The sequence below is a fragment of the Aliagarivorans taiwanensis DSM 22990 genome (assembly GCF_000429505.1).
Lineage (GTDB): Bacteria > Pseudomonadota > Gammaproteobacteria > Enterobacterales > Celerinatantimonadaceae > Aliagarivorans > Aliagarivorans taiwanensis.
Genome location: NZ_AUBZ01000028.1, coordinates 36,605 through 61,919, shown reverse-complemented (window position 1 = coordinate 61,919; position 25,315 = coordinate 36,605). Strand labels below are relative to the sequence as shown.

Here is a 25,315-nt window from a genome sequence, read left to right as displayed (position 1 = left end):
ACGGTAGGGGCTAGCGCATGCCCCGCTGCTGCTTCACCAGCTCGTAGGCCTGTTGGATATCTTGCGCTTTTTGCTTGGCCAGTTCCATCATCTCGGCGGGCAGACCTTTGGCTACCAACTTGTCAGGGTGATGTTGCGACATCAGTTTGCGATAGGCGCGTTTAACCTGTTGATCGTTATCCGACTCGGCGACTCCGAGGATCTGATAGGCCTCTTTGAGCTGGGCAGCAGGATCAACCTGAGTGTGATGGCGACCACCTTGCTGCTGATGGCGCTGACGATGGAAGTTCACCTCCGCCTCCCAGCGGCGGATCATCATCTTCAGCTCGGCCTGAGAAAAGCCCAGCGCACTGGCAACCTTCTCAAGAATACGCAGCTCGTTCGGGTCAATCACACCATCGGCGAAGGCCCCTTGTAGCTGGATCTCCAAAAACATCTGCAGCAGGTCGCGACGCCGGCCTACCGCTTCGGTAAACTCACGCAGATGCTGCTCAAGGGGAAAATCGCTGGCTTTGCCGTCACGAAAAGCCTGCTGGGCTCGTTCACGCGCTTCGCCACGCAGACCAAGCTGTTGCATCAGCAAACTGGCCACTTGGATCTCTTGCTGAGTGACCACGCCCTTGGATTTGGCGATATGGCCCATCACGGCAAAGCTGGTGTAAAGGAACTTTTCTTGTGCGGCGGCGTTGTTGACAAAACCACTACCCAGAGCGCTCATGCCCTTGTCAAAGCGGTGCCCCAGCCACAGCCCGAGTAGTGCACCGAACACGTTTCCGAACATAAAACCCAGTACTAAGCCGAATAGCTTGCCACCGACGCGCATTGCCACCTCATGATAAAAACAGAAATGTTGGATAGGGCCTAAAACCACAGGCTGGCTTCAAAAAGCCTTGCAAAAACCTAGATTTTTCTCTTTAGTGGCAATAGCCGCAACTGGGTAAATCCAGTATCATAACCGGCTCACTTTAACTGCGGTGTCGCTAAAGCTCAAGCCGAAGTAAGGCTTTACCGACTGAACAAGAATTCTATCAGGGAAACTCGACGACTCTATGTCCAGCCTATCCAGACGGCTCTCTGCAATGCTTGGTTTGTCACTGGCCAGCTATAGCGCGCAGAGTTTGGCAGAAACTCCTCTCAACGTATCTAGCTGCCACGCCCACATTCCCGCAGCAAAAGACATGGAAGCGGTTGATTTAAATACTCCCTACACCATCTCTTCTGACGAGTTATCAGCAAAGGAAGGCGACCACGCCCGCTTCAGTGGCGACGTAGAGTTTGCCCAAGGCGACAGAAGCTTAAATGCGAACGAAACCCTAATCGATCAGCAAAAGCAAACATTGACTGCATCCGGAGAGATCCGTTATCAAGACGGCCAGATAACTGTCGACAGTGACTCGCTGGAAGCCGATATGGTCAGCGATCAAGCGACCTTGAAGTCAGCTCAGTATCAGCTGCATGGCCAGCAAGGGCGTGGCGAGGCACATAACCTCATGATCGATGCCGACCGTCAGTTATCGCTCGAACGTGCCAGCTACACCGCCTGTCCACCCGGCGATAAGAGCTGGGAGGTGCGCGCCGAGAGCATCGACATTGATACTGAGAATGAGTGGGCGACCACCCGCAATGCCACAGTGCGACTGTTCGATGTGCCGGTAATGTACCTGCCTTACTTCAGCTACCCCATTGGCAATCAACGGCACAGTGGTTTTCTGTTCCCGTCCATCTCTACCTCGACCAGCAATGGTATCGACATCGAGACGCCCTACTACTGGAACATCGCCCCTAATTACGATGCCACCATCACACCGCGCCTGATGACGCGCCGCGGCCTGCAGCTACAAAACGAGTTCCGCTACTTGGTCGATGACCATGAAGGTGAGCTGAACTTCGACTTTTTGGCCAACGATAGGGTTTACGATGGCAAGCGTTATCTATTCAACTGGAGCCACCAAGGGCGCTGGCAACGTCATTGGCGGGTCAGCAGCGACTACAGCCGCATCAGCGATGACAACTACTTTAACGACCTTGGCGATCGTATTGGCAAAGAGAGCGAAAACCGCTTATTGCAACAAGGTACCGTGGCCTACCATACTTACAACTGGTACAGCCGCTTGCGGGTGCAAGATTTTCAGGTGCTCGGTAACGAAGAAGACCCACACACTATTCTGCCTCAACTAAGTTTCGACGGTGACTGGGATCTTCGCTGGCAGCAAATGAGCGTCGGACTGAGCGCTGAATTGTCCAACTTTACGCACGGTGACAGCCAGTTCCATAGCGCTCAACGCTACCATATGGAACCGAGCATCAACCTGCCCTATTCAGTGCCCGCTGGCTATCTCAATGCCAACATGGCAATGCTGATGACCTACTACAATCAGGACGGCGGGATTGGTCAGCAGGAAGATTACCGAAACGGTTCATTCTCGCGTACTATGCCCCGCTTAAGCGTAGACGCCGGCCTTAACTTCGAGCGCGAAAGCCTGCTGGTTTACAAGGGCTATACCCAAACCTTAGAGCCGCGGGTCAAGTACTTGTATATTCCTTACCGGAACCAAGAAGAGATCGGCCTGTACGACACCGATTACCTGCAGCAGGACTACTGGGGCCTATTTAGAGACCAGCGTTTCAGTGGTCTGGACCGCATTGGCGATGCCAACCAGTTAACCGTGGGGGTCAGTTCGCGCTTTCTTAGCCCGAACAATGTCGAAACTTTGCGCCTGAGTATTGGTCAGATATTTTACTTCGACCCAAGCCGCGTCACCCTGTTGCGCGACAGCGACGTTAACGAGAACTCGAGTTCTGCGCTGGCGTTCGAGGGCGATGGCCATTTTGCTGACGATTGGTATGTGCACCTTGGCCTACAAGTGGACACTCGCGACCAAGAGGTACGCAAAGCCAATGCCGCCGTCGAATGGCGGCCTGAGCTACGCAAGTTGATTCAGTTAAACTACCGCTACTCGCTGGCAGATGAAACCATGATCAGCGATGTGAATCAGATTGGCTCGAAGGTCGCTTGGCCGATCCGCGACAACATCAGTGCCGTAGCCAGTTACTACTACGACACCGAACTGAATCGTAGTATCGAGAACTACTTTGGCGTGCAATACGACGCCTGCTGTTGGGGGATCCGCCTTACCTATCGTCGCAACCTGAAGTCCAACTTTGTTGAAGGCTCGGAGCGCGATACCTTTGGTAAGTTCGATAGCTCGCTGCGTTTAGACTTCGAGATTCGAGGCCTGGGTGGCAGCGATACCAGCAGCCAACAGAAGATGTTAGACGGCGGCACCTTTAAATATGGCCGACCGTTTTATTTGAATAACTAGGTTTGATGACGTCCATTAAACCATGACAGTACACGGATAGATAATGAAGAGATTTTCCATCATTGCCGCCGCATTTGTTGCCGCCCTTGCGAGCCTGTCGGCTAGCGCACAAGAAGTACTCCTGGATAAGGTGGTAGCCATCGTCAGTGAAGACGTCATTACCGCCAACCAGCTGGAGCAAATGCTCGGGCAAGTGCGCTTTAATGCCGCCCGCGCCGAGCAAGAGCTTCCCCCAGAGCAAGAACTGCGCGAAGAGGTGCTGAACCGCCTTATCGAAGAGAGCCTGCAGCTACAGCTGGCGAAACGAATGGGTTTTCAGGTCAGCGACACCCAGCTTGAGAACACCATCGATAATATCTTGGCCAGTGAAGAAAAAACCCGCCAAGAGCTGACCGAAGAGCTTGCCGAAGCCGGCCAGAGCTATGCGCAGTTCCGCGAAGAGGTACGCAACGAGATCGTTATCGGTGAAATTAGCCGTAGCCAAGTTCGCCGCCGTATTAATGTCAGCGAACAAGAAGTCGATGCCTTGGTTGAGATGATGCAAGCCGAGGGCAACCAAGGGGTACGCTACCACATTGCCCATATTATGGTGCGCGATCAGGGCAGCGAAGAAGCCGACATGGCATTGGCTGCAGAGATTGCAGATCGCCTTGAGCAAGGTGAAGACTTTAATACCCTGGCAGCGACCTACTCACGCGGCCCGAAAGCGCTGGAAGGCGGCGACTGGGGCTGGATGGCGGAAAACGAGATGCCAACACTGTTCTCGAATGCGTTAAAGGACCCAGCTCCCGGTGAGCTTATCGGCCCATTTGCCTCAAGCAACGGCGCCCACCTTATCAAGGTTCTAGATATTGAAGGGCAGCAACGCGTTGAGACGCTGGAAGTAAATGCCCGCCATATTCTGGTGAAGCCTTCTATTATTCTCAGCGATGCCAAAGCGGTCGAGCTGCTCACCAACCTGCGCGAACAGGTCCTAAACGGCGAAGCGTCTTTTGCCGACCTGGCTCGCCAGTTCTCGGAAGACCCTGGCTCAGCGGTTCGCGGTGGTGAACTGGGTTGGTCTGATCCGCGCGCTTACGTACCGGAGTTCCAAAAAGCGGCTATCGAGCAAACCGAAGGTGAGATCAGCATGCCCTTCAAAACCGCCTTTGGTTGGCACATTCTGCAGGTTACTGAGAAACGCACCACCGATACCACCAACGAAGCCAGCCGCAACCGTGCTCAACAGATGCTGTTTAACCGTAAGTTTGCCGATGAAAGCCGTAACTGGCTGGAAGAGCTCAAAGAAGATGCCTACATCGAAATCTTAGAGAGCGAGGGGTAAGCATGGTTATGCGTATTGCCATTACTCCGGGAGAGCCTTCGGGTATCGGCCCGGACTTGGTGCTGCAAATCGTTCAGCAGGATTGGCCCGTTGAGTTGGTTGCCATTGCAGACCCGCGCATTCTGCGTGAGCGCGCTGACCTACTCGGTTTGAGTGTTAGCCTGCTGCCCTACCAACCCGATCAGCCCGCCAAAGCGCAAGCGGCCGGCACCCTAACGGTTATGCCCATCGCCAGCGCGGTACCAGCAGTACCCGGTAAGCTAGACGAGCGTAACGGTCACTATGTGCTGAATACGCTTAAAGCGGCCATCGATGGCAACATGCAGGAGAGCTTTCAAGCGATTGTCACCGGTCCGGTGCACAAAGGGATCATCAACAAAGCCGGTGTCAGCTTTAGCGGCCACACCGAGTTTTTCGCCCATCAGTCGGGCACCAGCGATGTGGTGATGATGCTTGCCACTGAGGGGCTGCGAGTTGCACTGGCGACCACCCACCTGCCGCTGGCTTACGTGTCGAAGGCCATCACCGAGGAGCGATTACACAAGCTGATCACCATCCTCAACGATGACCTGAAAAACAAGTTTGGCATCAAACAGCCGCGCATCTATGTGTGTGGCCTAAACCCCCATGCCGGAGAAGATGGTCACTTGGGCCGCGAAGAGCTCGACATCATCATCCCCGCTCTGGACATCCTGCGCGAGCAGGGCCTCGACTTAGTTGGCCCGCTTCCCGCAGATACCTTGTTCCAGGAAAAATATCTCAATGACGCCGATGCAGTACTCGCCATGTATCACGACCAAGGCTTACCTGTACTGAAATACAAAGGATTTGGCAAGGCCGTCAATATCACTCTAGGCTTACCCTTTATCCGCACCTCGGTAGATCATGGCACCGCGCTCGATCTGGCAGGTAAGGGAGAGGCCGACAGCGGTAGCATGCTCACCGCGCTAAATCAGGCCATATCCATGGCAGCGAGTAAACATGAATAAACAGGTACACCAAGGTCACCGCGCACGTAAACGCTTTGGCCAAAACTTTCTAAACAACGACGCCATCATCGACCAGATCGTGGCGGCCATCTACCCGCAACCAAAAGATAAGCTGGTTGAGATCGGCCCAGGCCTCGGTGCACTCACCGAGCCGGTGGCTAATGGCGCTGGCCACCTGAATGTGGTGGAGCTGGACCGTGATTTGGCCCAGCGCCTGCGCGAGCACCCTACTCTTGCCAGCAAGCTCACGGTCCACGAGATCGATGCGCTAAAGTTTGACTTTCGCCAGCTGGCCGAAGGCGGCAAGCTACGGGTATTTGGCAACCTGCCGTATAACATCTCTACCCCACTGATCTTCCACCTGCTGAGCTATGCCAAGCAGATCAGTGATATGCACTTTATGCTGCAAAAAGAAGTGGTACTGCGTATGGCCGCAGGGCCGAACAGCAAGGCCTACGGCCGCTTGTCGGTTATGACTCAGGTGCAATGTAAGGTGCTGCCAGTGCTGGAAGTGCCACCAGAGGCCTTTGCACCGCCACCAAAGGTAGACTCTGCCGTGGTGCGCTTGGAGCCCTATGAAGCTCCATTGCATGACCTGAAGGATCTCAAGGCACTGGATTGGGTGTGTAAAGAGGCCTTCAACCAACGCCGCAAGACCATCCGCAATTCGCTGTCCAATATCTTCAGCGCTGACGAGCTAGAAGCCCAAGGCTTCGACCTTAAGCTGCGCGCAGAGAACCTCACCCTTGAGCAATACTGCCAGCTGGCTAATCTGGCTTGCGACAAACAAGGCGCCGCCAATGACTGAAGACGCTGACTACCAATTGGATATTGAAGTAGAGACCGGCTTTATGCCCGAGCACTCCAGTACCGATCAGGAGCAGTTTGCGTTTTACTACACCATCACCATCACCAACTTCAGCAGCTGCGCACTCACCCTGCGCCGCCGCCACTGGCTGATCACCGATGGCAACGGCGAAGTGCAAGAGGTCAAAGGCGATGGTGTGGTTGGCAAACAGCCCACCCTCGAGCCAGGCAAACCCTTTACCTACACCAGCAGCGCCATGCTCAGCACCGAGGTGGGCGTAATGCAGGGGCGCTACTTTCTTGAAGATGACGAAGGCCAGGAAGTGGAAGCCGAGATCCCGGCCTTTCGCTTGAGCCTCCCCAACAAACTTCACTAAGCCATGGCCAACTATTTTCTTGGCGACATCCAAGGCTGCTTCGATGAGTTGCAGCTGCTGCTCCAGCAAGCCGCGTTCGATCCAAGCAAAGATCTGTTGTGGTTCACCGGCGATCTGGTGGCGCGTGGACCTAAATCGCTAGAGACCCTGCGCTTTATCAAAGGCTTGGGTGCGGCCGCACGTGTGGTTTTGGGTAATCATGACCTACACCTGCTGGCGGTGGTTCATGGGATCCATCAGGCAAAGCCGTCTGACCGGCTCGCCCCTTTGCTCGATGCGCAGGACTTGGCTGAACTGTGTGATTGGCTGCGCCAGCAGCCACTGGCCATCAAACATCCCGACTACCCGATCCTGGTCAGCCACGCCGGACTTTACCCGGGCTGGAGTGCCAAGCAGGCGGTAAAACTCAGTAACGAGGTCTCTGAGCAACTGCGAGGCGACGACTATCGCACATTGCTGCAAAAGATGTATGGCAACCAGCCCGATAGCTGGGATGAGCAGCTAAGCGGCTACAAGCGCCTACGCTTTATCATCAATGCCTTTACGCGGATGCGTTATTGCTATACCGATGGCCGGCTGGACTTTGACAGCAAGCTGGCGCCTGATTCGGTCGAGGGTACGCCATTGCAGCCTTGGTTTACCTTAGATAACCCAGCACTACGCAAGCGCAGCGTGATTTTCGGTCATTGGGCGGCCTTGATGGGCAAGACCAATTGCCAGCAAGCGATTGCCCTCGACACTGGCTGCGTGTGGGGCAACTACTTGAGTATGCTGCGCTGGGAGGACGGAAAGATATTCACCCAGCAAAGTGTGGAAGGTGCTCGCGGCTAAACACGCTCTAAGGTCACGAAACGGTAGGCGTGGGCGTTCTTCTCGTCTGCCGGATGCGATTCGCTCTCTAGCTCATTCCATGCATATTGCTGGTAATCAGGGAAATGGGCATCACCCTCTACGCAGAGGTCGATATGGGTGAGGTATAGGCGGTCGGCCGTGGGCAGGCATTGCTGATAAATCTTGGCGCCACCGATCACCATCAGCTCATCCACATCCCCCGCCACCGCTTTGGCCTGCTCAAATGAGTTCACCACGGTCACGCCCTCGATGCTCAGCTCACTGTTACGGCTAACAACGATGTTCAAACGTCCCGGCAACGGACGGCCGATGGACTCATAAGTCAGTCGTCCCATCACCACCGGCTTGCCTAGCGTCACCTTCTTAAAATGCTGTAGGTCGGCGGGCATATGCCAAGGCATTTGGTTGTCTTTGCCAATCACTCGCTGGTCTGCCATCGCGGCAATCATGGAAATCTTCAAAACTTACTACTCATACTATCGGTCGATTGCGGTAGATGATAATCGATGGCACCGCTAAGCCAAAGCTTAGTGCGCCCAAAATAAACAAGGTTTTTAGGCCATTCTCCAACACCTCGGCCAACAACTGGGTATCGAAGCCGTGGTTGTAGAGCGCCAGCAGGCTCAGGATGGTTTTAAAGGCAAAGCTCCCCGGTACCATGGGGATCACGGCTGCCACCGTCATCACCGGTCTTGGGATTAGGTGCTTACGTGACCAGTACACCGCTATCAGGCCGATCAGCATTGCGGCAACTAAACTGGCCCACTCTATGGGCATATGCAACTGCAGCAGTGCACTGCGGCACACATAGCCAAAGGCGCCCAGAATCGCGCAGAACTTGAGGTACTTGGCTGGTACGTGGAACAGCATGGCAAAGCCAACGGCCGGTATCGCCGCCAGTATCGCTTGCTTGATAAACAGCATCAGTAACGTCATTACCATAGCCCCCACAGATGACCCAGCCACATGGCAAAGCTCACGCCAACCGCTGCAGAGAGCGTCAGCAAGGAGGCAAAGAACCAACGCGCGATGCCCATATTGATGTGCCCTTTAACCAAATCCGACACGGCATTAATTAGCGGAAAACCAGGTATCAGCAGCAGCACCGAAGCCGCTTGAGCAATCTCTGGATGGCGCCCTAAGTGGAAGGTGGTCGCCACCCCGGCAATCATGGTGGCGACAAAGGCTGTGAGGCAAAAGTTCACCATCGGGCTATGGTGTCGTTTACCCATGCTTTGGCGAAACGCCATCGCACAGCTACTTGCCACAAAGGTATTCAAGCAGACCAGCAGTGAGCCACCAAACTGGGCAGCAAAGCTTGCACAGGAGAGCCCTACCATCACCACAATAAGCCAGCGCGGGTATTTGAGGGGTACTAGGTTATTCAGGCGCTGCTCCACCTGAGCGGCGTCTAACAGGTGCTTCTCGGCCAGGATGGTTAGCCGCTGCACCTCGCAAACCATCTGCATATTTAAGCCACGGTCATAGACTCGACGGGTGGTGGTAACGCAGCGCCCAGAGACGCGTCCGGTAATCACTATCGCATTGGCGGTAATCGCCATGTCCACTTGCTCCAGACCTAGACAGGTGCCAAGGCGAATAGAGGTTTCTTCGATTAGCTTGGTTTCTGCGCCATGTTGCATCAGGGTTTGTGCAACCCGCGCGACTAAGCGGCACAACTGGTTTTGCAGATCGCGAGACAGGCTCGGTTCAGTGGGAGCCGAGAGGGCTGAGACGTCCATGTGTTCTCCGTTGTACTACTCGAGCAAAATATGCTCGAAACAAAAAGGGCCGCGATATGCGGCCCCTTATTCTAACGCTGATAGACGACTTCTACATCATAGTCATCATCATCAAAGTCGTCGTCATCCCAATCATCATCGTCTTCGATGGCAGCTTGTTCGATCTTACTCTTATGGTAATCATCCCACTGGAAGCTGACTTTCTCTTCCTCAGTCAGCTCATGCTGTACTTCAGGCAAGCTATCCAAGTAATCACCAGCCTGCTTACACAGGTCAGTGGTGCCTTCTTGGGTTAGTGCGGTAATCCGATGGATATCGCCGTCCCACTCCAGCGCGTCAACCACCGATTGGATGATCTCATCGGCTTCTTCTTCGAGCACCAGATCCAGCTTGTTGAATACTAACCAGCGCGGCTTGCCCGCCAAGGCTTCGCTGTATTGCTCAAGCTCATTGAGGATGGTCACCGCATTCTCTGCCGGATCGCTGCCATCGGCAGGTAACACATCCACAATGTGTAACAGCAGGCGACAACGCTCAAGGTGTTTGAGGAAGCGCACACCCAGACCCGCACCGTCGGCAGCGCCTTCGATCAAGCCAGGAATATCGGCGATTACAAAGCCACGGTTAGAGCCTTGGCGAACCACACCCAGATTCGGGATCAAGGTGGTAAACGGATAATCAGCCACCTTCGGCTTGGCCGCCGATACGCTGCGAATAAAGGTCGACTTACCGGCGTTAGGCAGACCGAGCAGGCCAACATCGGCCAACAGCAGCAGCTCTAGCTTGAGGTTGCGCACCTCACCCGGGGTACCGTTGGTCTTTTTGCGCGGCGCACGGTTAGTACTGCTCTTAAAGCGCGTATTGCCCAGGCCATGATAGCCACCTTTGGCCACCAACAGGCGCTGCTTGTGCTGGGTAAGATCACCTAGGATCTCACCGGTATCTTCGTCACGGGCACGGGTGCCCACTGGCACTGACAACTCGATGTCTTTACCACGCTTACCGGTACAGTTACCACCTTGACCGTTCTCGCCACGCTCAGCAGCGTAAAAACGGGTAAAACGGTAGTCGATCAAGGTATTGAGGTTCTCGTCGGCGACCAGGTATACGCTACCGCCATCGCCACCATCACCGCCATCGGGTCCACCGCGTGGTACGTACTTTTCGCGGCGAAAGCTAATGACGCCGTTACCGCCATCACCCGCGTCTACTTTAATGACCGCTTCATCTACAAATTTCATGTTCAGGATTCCGCTTACTAACCGGCTTAGACTATCCAGTATAGAAACAAAAAAACCCCGCTTATAGCGGGGCTTTCAGTAAAGTTCGAAGTAATTACTCAGCGTCGATGCTTACGTATTTACGGTTCTTAGGACCTTTAACTTCGAATTTTACTTTACCGTCTGCAGTGGCGAAAAGAGTGTGGTCTTTACCAATGCCTACGTTTGAGCCAGCGTGGAACTTAGTACCACGTTGACGAACAATAATGCTACCCGCTAGAACAGATTCGCCACCGAAGCGCTTAACACCAAGGCGTTTACTTTCGGAATCGCGACCGTTACGAGTACTACCACCAGCCTTTTTGTGTGCCATGAGTGTATTCCCCTAAATTAAGCGTTGATGCCAGTAATGCGAACTTCAGTGTACCACTGACGGTGGCCCTGCTGTTTGCGTGAATGCTTACGACGACGGAACTTAACGATCTTAACTTTATCGCCACGACCATGAGCAACTACTTCTGCAGTTACTTTAGAACCATCAACATAAGGTGCGCCTACTTTTACGTCGTCGCCATTGGCAACAAGTAGCACGTTGTCAAACTCAACGGTTTCGCCAGTTTCAACTTCAAGTTTCTCTAGGCGAACGGTTTGACCTTCGGCAACACGGTGCTGTTTGCCACCGCTTTGGATAACCGCGTACATTTTCAAACTCCGCTATCGCGCCCACTAAATTTGGACGCTTTTAATTCTAAACAATGGCCGCGAATTCTACGTAAAAAGATCACTTCAGGCAAGGGCAAAATGAAAAAAGTTTAATTTTCATCCAAGGCCCTCGATTTTACCGCTCGCGAGCTGTGCAGGCGCTGGTTTTAAGGTAAGATAGCGCCGCGTAAAACACTACGAAAAGCACTACACTTCATTGCATTAACAGCTCCCGGTAGCCTAATAAAAAACTATGAAAATGGACACCATTAAGCAACTTTCTGACGCCGATATGACGGCAGTGAACGAGCTCATCTACCAAGAGCTGTCTTCAGATGTTGCATTGATCAACCAGATTGCGGTCTACATCGTTAACAGTGGTGGCAAAAGGATCCGTCCGCTACTTACCGTATTGGCAGCCCAAGCCATGCAAGTCAGCAGCGATCACCACATCAAGCTGGCCGCCATCATCGAGTTTATCCACACCTCCACACTGCTACACGATGATGTGGTCGATGAATCGGCGCTGCGTCGCGGCAAAGACACCGCCAATGCCCGCTTCGGTAATGCAGCTAGCGTACTGGTGGGTGACTTCCTCTACTCGCGCTCGTTCCAGCTGATGACCCAGCTGCGTAACTTAAAAGTGATGGATATCCTGGCAGACGCCACCAACGTGATTGCCGAGGGTGAGGTGATGCAGTTAATCAACTGTAACGATCCCGATACCACTGAAGCGCGCTATTTCGACGTTATCTACTGCAAAACCGCCAAGCTTTTCGAAGCGGCTACTCGCCTAGCTGCTGTACTCGCTGAAAAAGATCCCGCCATTGAGCAGGCAATGGCGGACTATGGTCGTTACCTCGGCACTGCCTTCCAGCTGATGGATGACATCCTTGATTACACTGCTGACCAAGCAGAGATGGGCAAACAGCAAGGCGATGACTTGGCCGAAGGTAAGCCAACTCTGCCGCTTATCTATGCCATGGATAGAGCAGAGCCTGAGCAAGCGCAGCTGATCCGCAACGCCATTGAGCAGGGGGACGGCCGCGACCAACTCGACGCCATCCTGACAATCCTTGAGCAGACCAAGGCGCTAGATTATTGCCGCGAGCGCGCCTATCAAGAAGCCCTCAAGGCGGTGGAGTCGCTAGCGGTGCTGCCAGAGAGCGAGGCCAAGCAAGCGTTGATCTCACTGGCATATATTGCCGCTGACCGACAAGCTTAGCGTCGAACGCTAGAGAATCAGCGCACACCAATAAAAAAGGCTGCCCAAGGCAGCCTTTTTTGATCCCGCTGTTCCTTATGCTTCAGCAAAAGGATGACGCAGGATAATGGTCTCGTTGCGGTCAGGACCGGTAGAGATGATATCTACTGGCACTTCCAGCAACTCTTCGATGCGAGCGATGTAGGCCAATGCAGTAGCAGGTAGCTGTTCGCGCTCGGTCACACCAAAGGTGTTGTCAGACCAACCAGCCAGACTCTCATAGACAGGCGTTACCTTTTCGTAATCGTCTGCAGACATTGGCGGTACGTCAACCACAGTGCCGTCTTCCAGCTGGTAGCCGGTGCACAGTTTGATCTCTTCAAGACCATCCAGTACGTCCAGCTTAGTCAGACATAGGCCCGACAGGCTGTTGATCTGCACTGCACGGCGCATTGCTACGATGTCCAACCAACCACAACGGCGTTTACGACCGGTGGTTGCACCGAACTCGTGGCCTTTCACGCCAAGATGCTCGCCGACTTCGTCATCCAACTGAGTTGGGAATGGGCCAGCACCAACACGGGTGGTATAAGCCTTGGTGATACCCAGCACGTAGTCCACGTGGCGAGGGCCGAAGCCGCTACCAGTGGCAACACCGCCAGCGGTGGTGTTAGACGAGGTTACATACGGGTAAGTACCGTGGTCGATGTCCAGCAACGTGCCTTGAGCACCTTCGAACATGATTGAGTCACCACGACGACGGGCTTTGTCCAGCAAATCGGTAACGTCTTGTACCATTGCGGTCAAGGTCGGTGCCATTTCACGCATCTGCTCGAGGACTTCCTCGTAGCTAACGCTAGGCGCATCGTAGTAGTGGTTCAGCTGGAAGTTATGGTATTCCATCACTTCTTTCAGCTTGGCTGCGAACTTGTCCATATCGAACAGATCACCAACGCGCAGGCCACGACGAGATACCTTGTCTTCGTACGCAGGGCCAATACCACGACCGGTGGTACCGATCGCGTTCTTACCGCGGGCTTTCTCACGGGCTGCATCAAGCGCAACGTGATAAGGCAGGATCAGCGGGCAAGCTTCGCTCAGAACCAAGCGCTCTTTCACTGGTACACCACGCTGTTCCAGCATGGTCATCTCTTTGAATAGCGCGTCTGGAGCCAATACCACGCCGTTACCAATTACACAGGTAACATTTTCGCGAAGTACGCCAGATGGAATTAGATGGAGTACGGTTTTTTCACCGTCGATGACAAGGGTATGGCCTGCATTGTGGCCACCTTGGTAGCGCACCACATAGGCCGCTTTGTCGGTAAGTAGGTCAACAATCTTGCCCTTACCTTCGTCTCCCCATTGGGAGCCGAGAATGACTACGTTTTTTCCCATTGTGTTTTCTGCGTTAGTTAAAAAGCGATTCTATCAGAAATCGGGTTTACAAAGGGAGCCCGTTATACAGATTTTCACGCTTTAGGTCAAAGATTAATCACAACTAACAAGGTTATACCAAGGGCGCAAAATGTCATCCCTAAGCGACGAAAAGACTCGGGCGATTGCTGGGAAAGGTAGTCTAGCCAAGCCTTGTAGCGGTTTGGAAACAGTGCCGGCATGGCTCCTTCGATAAGTAAAACTAAGGCGATTACTGTCAGTACTAGTGTCATAAAAAAACCCGGCGCACGGCCGGGTCCTCTGTATTAAGCAACGCTTAGCGCGACTGCTTCATAAACTGGAAAAACTCGCTGTCAGGCTCAAGCACCATCACATCGCTGCCAGAATCGAAGGCCTTGCGGTAGGCTTCCAGGCTTCGCCAGAACTGATAGAACTCGGCATTGGCTTGGTAAGCATTCGCATAGATGTTGGCCGCTTCCGCATCGCCTTCACCGCGCATCTCGCGAGCACGCTTGTCGGCATCAGCCAGCAATACACTTACCCGGCGATCAACATTCGCACGGATAATCTCCGCCTGCTCCTGACCTTCCGAGCGGTGCTCTTTGGCCACTGCTAGACGCTCAGCGCGCATCCGTTGGAAGATGCTGTTGCTGACTTCGTCAGGCAGGTTGATCTGCTTAATCCGCACATCACGCACTTCAATACCAATCTCAGACGAGCGAGCCATGCGCAGTAGTGCATCTTCCATCACCTTGCCACGCTCACCGGAGACGATTTCGCGAATGGTGCGAGAACCAATCTCTGAACGCAGGCCGTTATTGATCTTCCGTTGTAGCAGTGATTCTGCTTGTAGGAAAGAGCCGCCGGTAGAGAGGTAAAAACGTGAGAAATCGGTGATTCGCCACTTCACGTAGGAATCGATGATCAAGTCTTTCTTCTCTGAGGTTACAAAGCGGTCAGCGTTGCCATCCAAGGTTTGGATACGTGCATCCAGGATCCGCACCGAGTCGATAAACGGTACCTTAAACTGCAGGCCAGGCTCATACACACGAGTATCGCCATTAGAATCACGCTTCACCTTGCCAAACTGAACCACGATGCCGCGCTCGCCTTCTTGCACCACGAACACCGAGGAGAAACCCACTAGCAGCACTGCAATCAGCGCAAAGATAGATAGTTGTTTCATGCTTAGTTTCTCCCTGAAGAACGTTCTGAGCTACGGCCAGTGCTGCTGCGCGTTGGCTCCGAGCCAAAGTTATCTTGGCTAACGCCGCTATTGCGCGAGCTAGAACTCGAAGAAGCACTACTGCCTGAGCTACGGGTTTCGCTAGGAACCAACTTGTCTATCGGCAAGTACATCATGGAGTTGTTGTTTTGCGCATCAACCAACACCTTACTGGTGTTGCCATACACTTGCTCCATGGTCTCCAAATACAGACGGTTGCGCGTCACTTCAGGGGCAGCTTCATATTCAGGTAGCAGCTGAACAAAGCGAGATACCTCACCCTGGGCTTTCAGTACCACTTGCTCTTTATAAGCTTGGGCCTCTTGCTCAATACGTTGAACCCGGCCACGGGCACGCGGCTCAATCTCACGCTCATAGGCTTCGGCTTCACGGATGTAGCGCTGCTCATCCTCTTGCGCGGCAATCGCATCATCGAAGGCATCTTTCACTTCTTCTGGCGGACGCGCTGGCAAGAAGTTCACATCGATAATCGATACACCCATGTCGTATGGAGCAATGATCTCTTCGATCAGCTCCCAAGTTTGGCTACGCACCACTTCACGACCGGTGGTCAGGATGTCATCCATACTGGTGTGACCCACCACATAACGCAGAGCGCTGTCGGTGGCTTGTGCCAAGCTGTCATCCGGTGCAGTCACGCTGAACAGGTACTTGGCAGAGTCGGTCACACGGTACTGAACGTCCATCTCAACCCGCACTACGTTTTCGTCTTCGGTCAGCATAAAACCAGACGCTGGCAACGAGCGGATCGTTTCTACGTCGACTGGAATCACATCTTGAACGAAGGTGGCTTTCCAGTTCAGACCCGGCTCAACCGGCCCAGCTTCCTGGTTGTAGCGACCAAAGGTCAACTTAACCCCACGCTCTGCTTCTTTGATGGTGTAAAAGCCGCTTGCGACCCAAATCACCAACAAGATCACCGCGATGATACTAATACCAAAGCCACCCACGCCGCCTCCCGGCACCGAGGGTTTCTTGCCACCACCGAGGATCCCTCCCAGGCTGCGGTTTAGCTTCTTGAACACTTCGTCCAAATCAGGCGGACCCTGATTCTTATTGTTATTACCCCAAGGGTCGCGGTCACCGCCACCTTTGTTGCCAGGCTCGTTCCAGGCCATCTGTGTCTCCAGAATTTAAGGGTTAATGCTACTCACTAATGAGTAATGTACTTTTCGAGCTGATAATCAAATTGCTTGTCCAGGCGCTGCCATTCCACGGCAGGTACCCGCACATCGACCAAGCTGTTGCCACTTTCATCAATAGCCTCGTTATCTACGCAGTCTAACTGATATAAACGGCTTCGCAAACGCCCTTCAGCGGGCGGAATACGCAACTGATGAGTCACCATGCTACCGGATAAGCGCTCACTAATCGCTTGATATAAAAGGGGCAGTCCATCACCACTGAGGGCTGACAACCACACCTTCTGTGGCACACCATCCTCGTCTCGCTCAATCCGAGGGGCTTGATCCGGATGCTGGTCGACCTTGTTGAACACCAACATGGTAGGAACCTCGTTGGCCTCAATTTCTTCTAATACGATGTCAACCTGCTCAATGTTCTCTGCCATCCGCTCATCGGCGCAATCGACCACATGTAGTAGCAGGTCTGCCTCGCGGGTTTCGGTCAGGGTTGCTTTAAACGCTGCAACCAAATCATGGGGAAGGTGACGAATAAATCCAACGGTATCCGCCAGGATCACTTTGCCTACATCGTCGATATCAATCTTTCGCAACGTGGGGTCGAGGGTCGCAAACAGTTGGTCTGCAGCATATACCTCGGAGGTGGTGATCCGGTTAAACAGGGTGGATTTTCCGGCGTTGGTATAGCCGGCAAGAGATACGGTAGGGATCTCGGCGCGCTGGCGGGCTCGGCGCCCTTGCTCACGCTGCTTACCGACTTTCTCGAGGCGCTGCAAGATCTGCTTGATACGCGCTCTAAGCAAACGTCGGTCAGTTTCCAGCTGCGTCTCACCCGGGCCACGCAGACCAATACCGCCTTTTTGGCGCTCCAAGTGCGTCCAACCACGAATCAATCGGGTAGACATGTGACGCAGCTGCGCTAACTCAACCTGCAGCTTACCCTCGTGGGTACGCGCACGCTGAGCAAAAATATCCAGAATCAGAGTGGTTCGATCCAATACCCTTGCTTCGCAGAGGGCCTCCAGATTACGTTCCTGCGCAGGCGATAACGCGTGGTTGAAAATGACCACATCCGCCTGCTGGCTTTTCACGTACTCGGCAATTTCTTCCGCTTTACCCGCCCCAACAAAGTACTTGGGATGGGGAGCAACACGACTTCCTGTAACCGTTGCAACGGCGTTAACCCCCGCAGAACTGACTAACATCTTCAGTTCCTGCAGATCCTCACGCTCATCCTCGTCTGTAAAATTAACATGTACAAGAATGGCCTGTTCACCTGCTTCATAACGGTCAAACAAGCTAATTTACTCCTTGGTATCGCAGTGGCCGAATACCACTGAGATAACTACTCTTCGTTATTTTCGTTTGGAGCCGGTGTGTGGTGAGATACAGCACGCGCTGGTACAACGGTGGAGATTGCGTGCTTGTAAACCATTTGGCTCACAGTGTTTTTCAGAAGGATTACGAATTGATCGAACGACTCGATTTGCCCCTGAAGCTTAATACCGTTTACTAAGTAAATCGAAACGGGAATACGCTCACGTCGTAGCGCATTCAAAAACGGGTCTTGTAAAGACTGCCCTTTCGCCATTTTATTATTTCCTTTGTTGTTATCTGTCACTGATATTAGTGGCTAAACTTCCCTCGCCAGTATATACCAGTAAGGTGGTTGCTTATAGCGCCATTTTCAAGTTTAACTCAGTGAATTTATGATTATTTTATCGTTTTGAGTCGCGCTACTGTCAAGCCAGTTCAGCTCTGACCAGCCATTCAGCCAGTTCATTTGTTTCTTTGCTAACTGCCTGGTTGCGACCACCCCGCGGAAGATCATCTCCTGATAATCCAGCTCGCCGTGCAGGTAATTCCACATCTGTCGATACCCCACACAACGCATCGAAGGCAGGCTTAGATCCAAATCGCCACGATCTATTAAGGATTGCACCTCATCGGCGAAGCCCTGCTCTAGCATCAAGTGGAAACGTTGCTCGATGCGCTGATGCAATACCTCTTTCTCACTCGGAGCAATCGCGAACTGATGAAAACGATAGGGCAGCAGTTTAGGCGGCTCGGCCTGTAATGCGCTCAAGCTCTTGCCGGTGAGACGATATACCTCAATGGCGCGCATCAGCCGCTGCTTGTCGTTAACGTTGATTCGGGCCGCGCTGGCAGGGTCGATACGCTGCAACTCTTCGTGTAGAGACCGCCACCCTTGCTCATCGCCTTGCTGGATGATTAGCTCACGCAGCGCATCATCGGCTGCTGGTAACTCGGCAATCCCTTCAATTAGAGACTTGAAGTAGAGCATAGTTCCCCCAACCAGCAGGGGGATCTTACCCGCTTGGTGAACCCGCTCTATTTCACGCAGCGCGTCGCTACGAAAATCGGCCACAGAGTAGACCTCAGTAGGGTCGCAGATATCAATCAGGGCATGGGGTGCCAAGGCCTGCTCTTCAGCCGTTGGTTTAGCGGTACCAATGTCCATGCCACGGTAGATCAGGGCCGAATCGACACTGATCAGCTCTGCGCCCAGCTTTTGATGTAACTCAATCGCCAACGCGGTCTTGCCCGATGCGGTAGGCCCCATCAGGCAAATCACTGGCAGCGAAGCATTCATATTAGAAACTCTTAATGTATTCGGTGAGGTCAACCGGCTTGCTTGAGCGACCCGCCATGGCCGACCACTCCTCGGTATCGAACTGTTGCACCAAGTGTAGGACTTGCTGCCACTCTTTGACATGGTGGGTACTGGCGCAGCAGCTAAGCAGCGCATCCAATACCAATTCGGGCTGTTGCCAGCTCCCCTCCGCCTGACCTTCCATCAGCTCAAAGAACTTCGGTAGCGCATGGCTAAAGTCACAACGGCGCACCAACTTAGGCACTTCACACAGACTGACTTTTTTAGCTGTCGACGGCCTTAGCACCAAGCCCAAGCGCTTAAGCGCCTCACTCTGCTGTTCGATAAGCGCGATATGACCAGCACTTAAGTTTAGCTGTAGCGGCAATAGTAAAGGGAGCCGTTGCAGGCCTTGCGGCCACTGGGCCAAGGCCTGTTTACGCCAAACATTGGTCTGCAGGGCATTCACATTCCACAGCTCCAGCTCCCCCGCCCGCTCGGCAAGCAGATAACCTTGCTCTTGCAGGTACAAAGGTCGCAAGCTGGTCGATGGCTCCATGGAAGCGGCATTGGTGTCAGGCTGGGCAGATACTGCGACCGCAGGCTCATCGGCATGCTCCTTGGCAAACGCGGCGCTGCGGTCCATCCACTGATGATAGGCCCGATGCTGCTCTTGCACTGCTGGCCGCAGCGGGCTGCGGTAGTCATGACTGCCTCCCGCACTCCCACCGGATGAGGCAGAACTTGGAGAGCTGCCACTTGAGTCAGCACGATACTCGCCAGCACTCTGATAGCCATGCAGCGGTGGATAGCTGTGCTCACCGCTCAATGAATGTGAACTCGCGGCTGGAAAGTCTGGCTCTGCAGCACCGTCGCTATCTGGCTCGGGTGCCCACTGCGACGTTAGATTCGCTTGCTGGGCAGCGCCCAAGGTCTGCGCCAACACCCGCACGATATAGTCGTGCACCAAGCGGGCTTGATGAAAGCGCACCTCATGCTTGGCCGGGTGAACGTTTACATCGACCTGCGAATGCGGTAGCTCCAGATACAGAACGTAGGCCGGGTGAGAGTCTTCAGCAATATGGCCCACATAGGCTTGGCGGATGGCGTGCTGGATCAGCTTATCGCGCATCATCCGGCCATTTACATAAAAGTACTGTTGGTCGTTTTGGGCGCGCGCGGCGTCCGCCAGGCCCAGCCAACCAGTTAGATGCAGCTGGTCATGTTGGTTCTCAAGATAGAGGCAATGCTCGGTAAAGCCCTTACCCAAGGCCGAGGCAATCCGGCGCAGTTGGCGGGACTGATCCGGTGCAATCCGATACTGACGCATCGTCTTGCCGTTGTGCTTTAGGCTTAGTGCCACATCAAAGCGGCTCAGCGCCAAGCGCTTTAACAGCTCATCGATATGGGCAAATTCGGTCTTGTCAGTGCGCAGGAACTTGCGCCGCGCCGGGGTGTTGTAGAACAGGTCCAGCACCTCAAGCGACGAGCCGGGAGGATGCGCAGCGGGCTGCAGGTCGACTTGCATGTCGCGGCCATGGGCGCGCGCCTGCCAAGCCTGTTCTTGGTCGGCCGGACGAGAGGTCAAGGTCAGCCGAGAAACCGAACTGATACTGGCGAGCGCTTCGCCGCGAAAACCGAGGGTAGCGATGCTCTCCAAGTCATCGATACAGGCAATCTTACTGGTGGCGTGACGGCTAAGCGCCAGCTCAAGTTCGGCCTTGCCGATACCTTTGCCGTTATCGCGGATAAGGATCCGTTTGGCCCCGCCCTTATCGATCTCCACATCGATGCGGGTCGCCCCAGCATCCAGGCTGTTTTCGATAAGCTCTTTAACCACCGAGGCTGGCCGCTCGACCACCTCACCGGCTGCAATCTGGTTGGCCAGCTGCGCCGGCAGGATCTGAATACTCATACTAACTACTTGGAATGACCAGCACCTGGCCGATGCGCAGCGAGTCCGAGCTCAGATTATTGGCACGCTTAAGGCCTGCCACGCTCACCTTGTAGCGCTGCGCCAACACCGATAGCGACTCACCGCGCTGCACGGTATGTTTGCGCTCAGCATGGCGCATCGCGTACAGCGTGCCCGCTGGCGGCTGGCGACGGTAGTGCTGCTTAATACCGGCCACGATCGCCTTGGCGATGCGCTCTTGGTAGTTGCCGTCGCGCAGGTTCTTCTCTTCGCCGGGGTTGGTGATAAAGCCTGCCTCGACCAGTACCGAGGGAATATCTGGCGACTTGAGTACCGCCAAGCTGGCGTGCTCCGGTTTCTTTTTGTGTAGGTGAGCGACTTTGCCCAACTCTCGCAGGATTTCGGTGGCCGCAGAGTAGGCGGTATTCATCGAATAATCTTTTTGCATATCTACCAAGGCAAAGTTCAGATGGGCATCACCACCCACCGAGCCCATCACCTCGCCCACGCCACCGAGTAATTCAGACTGGACCTCATGGTCCTCGATATGCCGGCCCACCTCAGATTTGGCGCGGCCTGCCGACACCACCCACACCGACGCGCCTCGCGGCTGTGGGGTTGAGAAGCCATCGGCATGAACCGACACCAAAAAGTCGGCTCGGTGCTTGCGGGCGATCTGCGAGCGGCGATTAAGGTTTACATAGTAATCACCGGTGCGGGTTAACACGCCTTTAAGACCCGGCTCTTGATTCAACAGGCGGACGACTCGCTTGGAGATCGCCAACGTAATCCCTTTTTCGTAGGTACGCTTGGGACCAATTGCCCCGGGATCTTCGCCGCCATGGCCCGGATCGATGGCAATCACGATGTCGCGATCACCAGTAAGCTGTTGGGTACTCTGGGTCTTGGCAACTTGTTGTTGCTCTTGCGCCACCCGTTGCTCACCTTTTTTATCCGGCAGGTCGATCACCAACCGGTGGCCGTAGCTACCGGTAGGCTTGAGAGGAAACACCACCGGTTTCACCGATTGGCCCAGCTCAATCACCAAGCGGTAGTCTTGTTTTGCTTTGGGGGTACTCGGGCGTAGCTTCTTCACTAGGTTGCCGCTGAGCGATACCTTGGCCAAGTCCACCTGCACCTGGGTGTTGCTCAGGTCAAGCACCAAGCGATGCGGGTTGCTCAGATTGAAGTAGCTGTAGTCGGCCGCTGAAGACAAATCCAACACTAAGCGGGTGTTCTCCGGCCCAGCCCATACACGGATCCCCGACACTTTATTGGCTAGCGCGTTGGCGCTAGCCAGCATCAACATCAGAGGAAAAACCCAAAACCACTTAGCTTTCATCATTGTCCATTCGTGTTACGACTTCGCGCCCAATATCACTTTGGGCAGCCACTTCTGCGACCCGTTGCTCACCTTGATAGCTTAGGGTAACAATCAGATCAGCCTCAGGCAGGAACCCTAGGCCTCGTTCAGACCACTCCACCAAACACTGACAGTCATCGGCAAAATAGTCTCGAATACCGATAAACTCCAACTCTTCTGGGTCAGCCAGGCGGTAGAGATCGAAATGATGCACCCGCCACGCGCCGAGCTGATAGGGCTCAACCAAGGTGTAAGTGGGGCTCTTTACCTGGCCTTGGTGACCGCGGCCTTGGATAAAGCCGCGGCTAAGGGTGGTTTTCCCCGCGCCGAGCTCACCATTGAGGTAGATAACACAGGCGCTATCGCAGGCCGCTGCAAGTTGTCTTCCGAGGTCAACAGTGGCCTCGGCATCACTAAGAAAAGTCTGCCAATTCATCTCGTTACTATTGGGGGTTCACTAGTTGCCGCACATAAGGCATCAGATCAGAGGCGAGCAGGCCACGCTGTCCCTGCTCGGCTGCAAGATCTGCCGCCATACCATGAATGGTCACGCCTATGCTGGCAATATCAAATAGGTCTATCGACTCAGCAAACTGAGCCAGTAAACCGCCGATTATACCAGACAATACATCGCCCATCCCACCTGAAGCCATGCCCGGGTTACCTGCACTGCTGATACGTACCCGGCCATTGTCGCCAGCGATGATTGTGCCAGCGCCTTTAAGTACACAAATACCACCAAAACTCTGCTGGATGTTACGCGCGGCAGTGATGCGGTCGTCCTCAATCTCAGCCACCGAGCAAGCCAACAAGCGGGCCGCTTCGGCGGGATGCGGGGTGAGGATCCAGTTGCCCCGCCATTTCGGCATCTTGGTCAGCAGGTTCAGGCCATCGGCATCGACCAGCAGTGGAAAGTCGCGCTCTAAACAAGCTGTCAGCAGCTCACTGGCCCATTCGTCGGTGTCCAGGCCCGGGCCGATTACCGCGGTGTTGGCTTTGTCCAGCAAGGTCGCCAGCAAGGTTTGCTCACCGGACTCAATGCCAGCCACCATCAGTTCAGGTCGGCCAGACAGTACCGATTTTTGATGCTCGCTGCGGGTTAGAATGTTGACCAGGCCGGCACCGCTGCGCAGGCTGGCCTCGCCCGCTAAACGAATAGCGCCGGGCATCCCGATGTTGCCACCCAAGATCGCCACTCTGCCGAAGTTACCCTTGTGGGCTACCGGTGAGCGGGGCTTGAGCAAGCTAAACAGGGACTCGGGGTTAATCCGCTCCACGCAGGTTTTGTTCTGCTCCTCAAACGCCGCGTCCAGCCCAAGGCCAGCAAACACCAGCTCGCCGACTACCGCAGCCGCTAGGCCGGTAAACAGGCCCTGCTTGGCCGCGATAAAGGTGACCGTGCAGTCGGCCATCATCACTGACTCGCGCGGCTTGCCGGTATTGCCGCAAAGGCCCGAAGGCAGGTCAATCGCCAATACCGGGGTATCCACCGAGTTGGCCTTCTCAATCAGTTGCTTGTAAGGCTCTCTCACCTCACCATTGGCGCCGGTGCCAAGCAGACCATCGACGATCACATCGCTGTGCCACTCGGCCCATTGGGCACTTTCTGCCTCGCCGCCATCGGCCAGCCAGTTATCGCGCGCAGCGGCAGCTTGTTCGGGCAGGCGCTCTGGGTCGCCCACCTCTACTACCTGCACCTGTAGCCCTGCCGCTTGGGCGAGGCGTGCCACCACATAGGCATCACCACCGTTGTTTCCGCCGCCGGCCAGCACCAAGATCTGTGTTGCCTCGGGCCAGCGGGTGTTCAAGGTCTCGAATACTGCCTTGCCGGCCAACTCCATTAACGCAGCTAAACTGATATCATGCTGCTCGGCTAACTTAGCCTCTTGGTCTTTTACTAACTCGGCCCGCCACACGCTATATGGTAGGCTTGCACTGAGGTTTCCCTGCATTTGCGCCATGAATAATCCATCCGAAATAGACTTAAAAAAGCTGGTTCAACATATCAAGCATACTGGTGAAGCGCTAGGCTTTCAGCAGATCGGCATAGCAGATGTGGATCTCAGTCAACATCACCAACAGCTCGATAAATGGCTGGCGGAAGGCTGCCACGGCTCAATGGATTGGATGGCACGCAACACCGAGCTACGCAAGCACCCAGAACAGCTACACCCCGGTACCATGCGGGTGATATCGGTCAGGCTCGACTATCTACCGGAAGACGCGCGCTTCGCCCAGTCACTCTCAAGCAGCAAACAGGCCTATATCAGCCGCTACGCGCTTGGCCGCGACTACCATAAGCTGATGCGCAAACGCTTGAAGCAACTGGGACAGGCCATCAGCGAGTATTGCCAGACTCAACTTAATCTGCGCCCCTTCGTCGATTCGGCACCGGTATTAGAGCGTCAGTTGGCCAGCAAGGCCGGACTCGGCTGGCAGGGGAAACACAGCCTGCTGATCAACCCTAAGGCGGGGTCTTGGTTCTTTTTGGGCGAGCTGTTTGTCGACCTGCCTTTGCCGGTCGATCAGCCCATCGATGAGCAGTGTGGCGAATGTGTGGCCTGCATGACCATCTGTCCGACCAGCGCGATTGTCGCCCCCTATAAGATTGACGCCCGTCGCTGCATCTCGTATTTGACCATCGAGCACTCTGGCAGCATTCCCGAAGCGCTACGCCCGCTGCTGGGCAATCGCATCTACGGCTGTGATGACTGCCAGCTGGCCTGCCCGTGGAACCGCGAGTCCTCGGTCAGCCAAGAGCAAGATTTTCAGGTTCGCGCTCAACTTGAGCAAAAGAGCTTAGTAGAGCTGTTCAGCTGGGATGAGGCCACCTTCCTCAAAGCCACTGAAGGGTCGGCGATTCGCCGGATTGGCCATATCCAGTGGCAGCGTAACCTGGCCATTGCCATGGGCAACGCCGAGTTCGACGCGCAGATTTTGCAGGTATTGAGCCAAGCCAATAGCCAAGACGAGATGCTTGATGAACACATCCAATGGGCCATTAACCAACACCAAAGCAAGGCGGTATTAGCCAGAAAAACCCAGCGCTTGATCCGTATTGTCGAGAAAGGCCTGCCCCGAGACGCCTAGGCGGAGT

26 protein-coding genes are annotated in these 25,315 nt (G+C 54.5%); 8 read left to right on the top strand and 18 right to left on the bottom strand.

The features are described from left to right. Positions 1–10 precede the first annotated feature (10 nt). A complete protein-coding gene (gene djlA, locus G462_RS0114075; RefSeq protein ID WP_026959563.1) occupies positions 11–823 on the bottom strand; it encodes a co-chaperone DjlA in 813 nt (270 codons plus the stop codon). A gap of 226 nt (positions 824–1,049) precedes the next feature. On the opposite strand from djlA, the gene lptD reads away from it, so the two are divergent. Genes lptD through G462_RS0114045 form a run of 6 tightly spaced genes read left to right on the top strand, consistent with a single transcriptional unit; the run spans position 1,050 to position 7,651 of the window. Next, complete coding sequence (lptD, locus tag G462_RS22870; RefSeq protein WP_084405076.1) at positions 1,050–3,323, top strand: LPS assembly protein LptD; 2,274 nt, start codon at positions 1,050–1,052, stop codon at positions 3,321–3,323. Positions 3,324–3,366: 43 nt separating this feature from the next. Continuing rightward, positions 3,367–4,647, top strand: coding sequence for a peptidylprolyl isomerase (locus G462_RS0114065; RefSeq protein ID WP_026959562.1), 1,281 nt, complete (start codon positions 3,367–3,369; stop codon positions 4,645–4,647). 2 nt (positions 4,648–4,649) lie between these two features. Next, positions 4,650–5,636 (top strand): 4-hydroxythreonine-4-phosphate dehydrogenase PdxA, encoded by a 987-nt coding sequence (gene pdxA / locus G462_RS0114060; RefSeq protein WP_026959561.1) that lies wholly within the window; start codon positions 4,650–4,652, stop codon positions 5,634–5,636. Beyond that, positions 5,629–6,444, top strand: coding sequence for a 16S rRNA (adenine(1518)-N(6)/adenine(1519)-N(6))-dimethyltransferase RsmA (rsmA, locus tag G462_RS0114055; RefSeq protein ID WP_026959560.1), 816 nt, complete (start codon positions 5,629–5,631; stop codon positions 6,442–6,444). Before pdxA ends, rsmA begins: the two co-directional genes overlap by 8 nt. Beyond that, the gene (apaG, locus tag G462_RS0114050; protein WP_026959559.1) at positions 6,437–6,820 is read left to right on the top strand and encodes a Co2+/Mg2+ efflux protein ApaG; all 384 of its coding nucleotides are present in this window, start codon (positions 6,437–6,439) and stop codon (positions 6,818–6,820) included. Before rsmA ends, apaG begins: the two co-directional genes overlap by 8 nt. Before the next feature lie 3 nt (positions 6,821–6,823). Continuing rightward, the gene (locus tag G462_RS0114045) at positions 6,824–7,651 is read left to right on the top strand and encodes a symmetrical bis(5'-nucleosyl)-tetraphosphatase (RefSeq protein ID WP_026959558.1); all 828 of its coding nucleotides are present in this window, start codon (positions 6,824–6,826) and stop codon (positions 7,649–7,651) included. Here the strand turns inward: G462_RS0114045 and folA are convergent. The 6 genes from folA to rplU form a co-directional block, all read right to left on the bottom strand. After that, entirely contained in the window at positions 7,648–8,133 is a 486-nt protein-coding gene (gene folA / locus G462_RS0114040; RefSeq protein ID WP_026959557.1) for a type 3 dihydrofolate reductase, read from the bottom strand. The genes G462_RS0114045 and folA overlap by 4 nt on opposite strands. Positions 8,134–8,143: 10 nt before the next feature. Continuing rightward, positions 8,144–8,608, bottom strand: a complete 465-nt coding sequence (locus G462_RS0114035; RefSeq protein ID WP_026959556.1) for a threonine/serine exporter family protein — start codon at positions 8,606–8,608, stop codon at positions 8,144–8,146. Continuing rightward, positions 8,608–9,414, bottom strand: coding sequence for a threonine/serine exporter family protein (locus G462_RS0114030; RefSeq protein ID WP_051326756.1), 807 nt, complete (start codon positions 9,412–9,414; stop codon positions 8,608–8,610). Before G462_RS0114030 ends, G462_RS0114035 begins: the two co-directional genes overlap by 1 nt. A gap of 71 nt (positions 9,415–9,485) precedes the next feature. Beyond that, entirely contained in the window at positions 9,486–10,655 is a 1,170-nt protein-coding gene (gene cgtA / locus G462_RS0114025; RefSeq protein ID WP_026959554.1) for an Obg family GTPase CgtA, read from the bottom strand. A 94-nt stretch (positions 10,656–10,749) separates the two neighbouring features. After that, a complete protein-coding gene (gene rpmA / locus G462_RS0114020) occupies positions 10,750–11,007 on the bottom strand; it encodes a 50S ribosomal protein L27 (RefSeq protein WP_026959553.1) in 258 nt (85 codons plus the stop codon). A gap of 17 nt (positions 11,008–11,024) precedes the next feature. After that, a complete protein-coding gene (gene rplU, locus G462_RS0114015) occupies positions 11,025–11,336 on the bottom strand; it encodes a 50S ribosomal protein L21 (protein ID WP_026959552.1) in 312 nt (103 codons plus the stop codon). Between the two features lie 253 nt (positions 11,337–11,589). Between rplU and ispB the strand changes: the two genes are divergently transcribed. Further along, a complete protein-coding gene (ispB, locus tag G462_RS0114010; RefSeq protein WP_026959551.1) occupies positions 11,590–12,561 on the top strand; it encodes an octaprenyl diphosphate synthase in 972 nt (323 codons plus the stop codon). A gap of 75 nt (positions 12,562–12,636) precedes the next feature. Here ispB and G462_RS0114005 read toward each other — a convergent pair whose 3' ends face one another. The 11 genes from G462_RS0114005 to G462_RS0113960 all read right to left on the bottom strand — a co-directional run bounded on the left by G462_RS0114005 (position 12,637) and on the right by G462_RS0113960 (position 24,179). Beyond that, entirely contained in the window at positions 12,637–13,938 is a 1,302-nt protein-coding gene (locus G462_RS0114005) for an adenylosuccinate synthase (protein ID WP_026959550.1), read from the bottom strand. Positions 13,939–14,024: 86 nt separating this feature from the next. Then, positions 14,025–14,210 (bottom strand): DUF2065 domain-containing protein, encoded by a 186-nt coding sequence (locus tag G462_RS24315; protein WP_084405075.1) that lies wholly within the window; start codon positions 14,208–14,210, stop codon positions 14,025–14,027. Positions 14,211–14,254: 44 nt separating this feature from the next. After that, a complete protein-coding gene (gene hflC / locus G462_RS0114000; RefSeq protein ID WP_026959549.1) occupies positions 14,255–15,124 on the bottom strand; it encodes a protease modulator HflC in 870 nt (289 codons plus the stop codon). Positions 15,125–15,126: 2 nt separating this feature from the next. Continuing rightward, positions 15,127–16,302 carry an FtsH protease activity modulator HflK gene (hflK, locus tag G462_RS0113995; protein WP_026959548.1) on the bottom strand — a complete coding sequence of 392 codons (1,176 nt, stop codon included), beginning with the start codon at positions 16,300–16,302 and terminating at the stop codon, positions 15,127–15,129. A 35-nt stretch (positions 16,303–16,337) separates the two neighbouring features. Further along, complete coding sequence (hflX, locus tag G462_RS0113990) at positions 16,338–17,624, bottom strand: ribosome rescue GTPase HflX (protein ID WP_026959547.1); 1,287 nt, start codon at positions 17,622–17,624, stop codon at positions 16,338–16,340. 47 nt (positions 17,625–17,671) lie between these two features. Beyond that, entirely contained in the window at positions 17,672–17,917 is a 246-nt protein-coding gene (gene hfq / locus G462_RS0113985; RefSeq protein WP_026959546.1) for an RNA chaperone Hfq, read from the bottom strand. 102 nt (positions 17,918–18,019) lie between these two features. Further along, positions 18,020–18,940 carry a tRNA (adenosine(37)-N6)-dimethylallyltransferase MiaA gene (miaA, locus tag G462_RS0113980; RefSeq protein WP_026959545.1) on the bottom strand — a complete coding sequence of 307 codons (921 nt, stop codon included), beginning with the start codon at positions 18,938–18,940 and terminating at the stop codon, positions 18,020–18,022. A gap of 1 nt (position 18,941) precedes the next feature. Then, positions 18,942–20,855 carry a DNA mismatch repair endonuclease MutL gene (gene mutL, locus G462_RS0113975; protein ID WP_026959544.1) on the bottom strand — a complete coding sequence of 638 codons (1,914 nt, stop codon included), beginning with the start codon at positions 20,853–20,855 and terminating at the stop codon, positions 18,942–18,944. A 1-nt stretch (position 20,856) separates the two neighbouring features. Continuing rightward, on the bottom strand, positions 20,857–22,200 hold the full coding sequence (locus G462_RS0113970; protein WP_035477768.1) for an N-acetylmuramoyl-L-alanine amidase: 1,344 nt from the start codon (positions 22,198–22,200) through the stop codon (positions 20,857–20,859). Then, complete coding sequence (gene tsaE, locus G462_RS0113965) at positions 22,187–22,654, bottom strand: tRNA (adenosine(37)-N6)-threonylcarbamoyltransferase complex ATPase subunit type 1 TsaE (RefSeq protein ID WP_026959542.1); 468 nt, start codon at positions 22,652–22,654, stop codon at positions 22,187–22,189. Before tsaE ends, G462_RS0113970 begins: the two co-directional genes overlap by 14 nt. A gap of 7 nt (positions 22,655–22,661) precedes the next feature. Continuing rightward, entirely contained in the window at positions 22,662–24,179 is a 1,518-nt protein-coding gene (locus tag G462_RS0113960; protein ID WP_035477765.1) for a bifunctional ADP-dependent NAD(P)H-hydrate dehydratase/NAD(P)H-hydrate epimerase, read from the bottom strand. Between G462_RS0113960 and queG the strand changes: the two genes are divergently transcribed. Further along, the gene (queG, locus tag G462_RS0113955) at positions 24,178–25,308 is read left to right on the top strand and encodes a tRNA epoxyqueuosine(34) reductase QueG (RefSeq protein ID WP_026959540.1); all 1,131 of its coding nucleotides are present in this window, start codon (positions 24,178–24,180) and stop codon (positions 25,306–25,308) included. The genes G462_RS0113960 and queG overlap by 2 nt on opposite strands. Positions 25,309–25,315: the final 7 nt, after the last annotated feature.

Bases quoted from the DNA above. Each gene is read 5' to 3' on its own strand.
- djlA (WP_026959563.1), bottom strand. From the start codon at position 823: ATGCGCGTCGGTGGCAAGCTATTCGGCTTAGTACTGGGTTTTATGTTC.
- lptD (WP_084405076.1), top strand. From the start codon at position 1,050: ATGTCCAGCCTATCCAGACGGCTCTCTGCAATGCTTGGTTTGTCACTG.
- G462_RS0114065 (WP_026959562.1), top strand. From the start codon at position 3,367: ATGAAGAGATTTTCCATCATTGCCGCCGCATTTGTTGCCGCCCTTGCG.
- pdxA (WP_026959561.1), top strand. From the start codon at position 4,650: ATGGTTATGCGTATTGCCATTACTCCGGGAGAGCCTTCGGGTATCGGC.
- rsmA (WP_026959560.1), top strand. From the start codon at position 5,629: ATGAATAAACAGGTACACCAAGGTCACCGCGCACGTAAACGCTTTGGC.
- apaG (WP_026959559.1), top strand. From the start codon at position 6,437: ATGACTGAAGACGCTGACTACCAATTGGATATTGAAGTAGAGACCGGC.
- G462_RS0114045 (WP_026959558.1), top strand. From the start codon at position 6,824: ATGGCCAACTATTTTCTTGGCGACATCCAAGGCTGCTTCGATGAGTTG.
- G462_RS0114035 (WP_026959556.1), bottom strand. From the start codon at position 8,608: ATGACGTTACTGATGCTGTTTATCAAGCAAGCGATACTGGCGGCGATA.
- G462_RS0114030 (WP_051326756.1), bottom strand. From the start codon at position 9,414: ATGGACGTCTCAGCCCTCTCGGCTCCCACTGAACCGAGCCTGTCTCGC.
- cgtA (WP_026959554.1), bottom strand. From the start codon at position 10,655: ATGAAATTTGTAGATGAAGCGGTCATTAAAGTAGACGCGGGTGATGGC.
- rpmA (WP_026959553.1), bottom strand. From the start codon at position 11,007: ATGGCACACAAAAAGGCTGGTGGTAGTACTCGTAACGGTCGCGATTCC.
- rplU (WP_026959552.1), bottom strand. From the start codon at position 11,336: ATGTACGCGGTTATCCAAAGCGGTGGCAAACAGCACCGTGTTGCCGAA.
- ispB (WP_026959551.1), top strand. From the start codon at position 11,590: ATGAAAATGGACACCATTAAGCAACTTTCTGACGCCGATATGACGGCA.
- G462_RS0114005 (WP_026959550.1), bottom strand. From the start codon at position 13,938: ATGGGAAAAAACGTAGTCATTCTCGGCTCCCAATGGGGAGACGAAGGT.
- G462_RS24315 (WP_084405075.1), bottom strand. From the start codon at position 14,210: ATGACACTAGTACTGACAGTAATCGCCTTAGTTTTACTTATCGAAGGA.
- hflC (WP_026959549.1), bottom strand. From the start codon at position 15,124: ATGAAACAACTATCTATCTTTGCGCTGATTGCAGTGCTGCTAGTGGGT.
- hflK (WP_026959548.1), bottom strand. From the start codon at position 16,302: ATGGCCTGGAACGAGCCTGGCAACAAAGGTGGCGGTGACCGCGACCCT.
- hfq (WP_026959546.1), bottom strand. From the start codon at position 17,917: ATGGCGAAAGGGCAGTCTTTACAAGACCCGTTTTTGAATGCGCTACGA.
- miaA (WP_026959545.1), bottom strand. From the start codon at position 18,940: ATGAATGCTTCGCTGCCAGTGATTTGCCTGATGGGGCCTACCGCATCG.
- mutL (WP_026959544.1), bottom strand. From the start codon at position 20,855: ATGAGTATTCAGATCCTGCCGGCGCAGCTGGCCAACCAGATTGCAGCC.
- G462_RS0113970 (WP_035477768.1), bottom strand. From the start codon at position 22,200: ATGATGAAAGCTAAGTGGTTTTGGGTTTTTCCTCTGATGTTGATGCTG.
- tsaE (WP_026959542.1), bottom strand. From the start codon at position 22,654: ATGAATTGGCAGACTTTTCTTAGTGATGCCGAGGCCACTGTTGACCTC.
- queG (WP_026959540.1), top strand. From the start codon at position 24,178: ATGAATAATCCATCCGAAATAGACTTAAAAAAGCTGGTTCAACATATC.
- G462_RS0113960 (WP_035477765.1), bottom strand. From the start codon at position 24,179: ATGGCGCAAATGCAGGGAAACCTCAGTGCAAGCCTACCATATAGCGTG.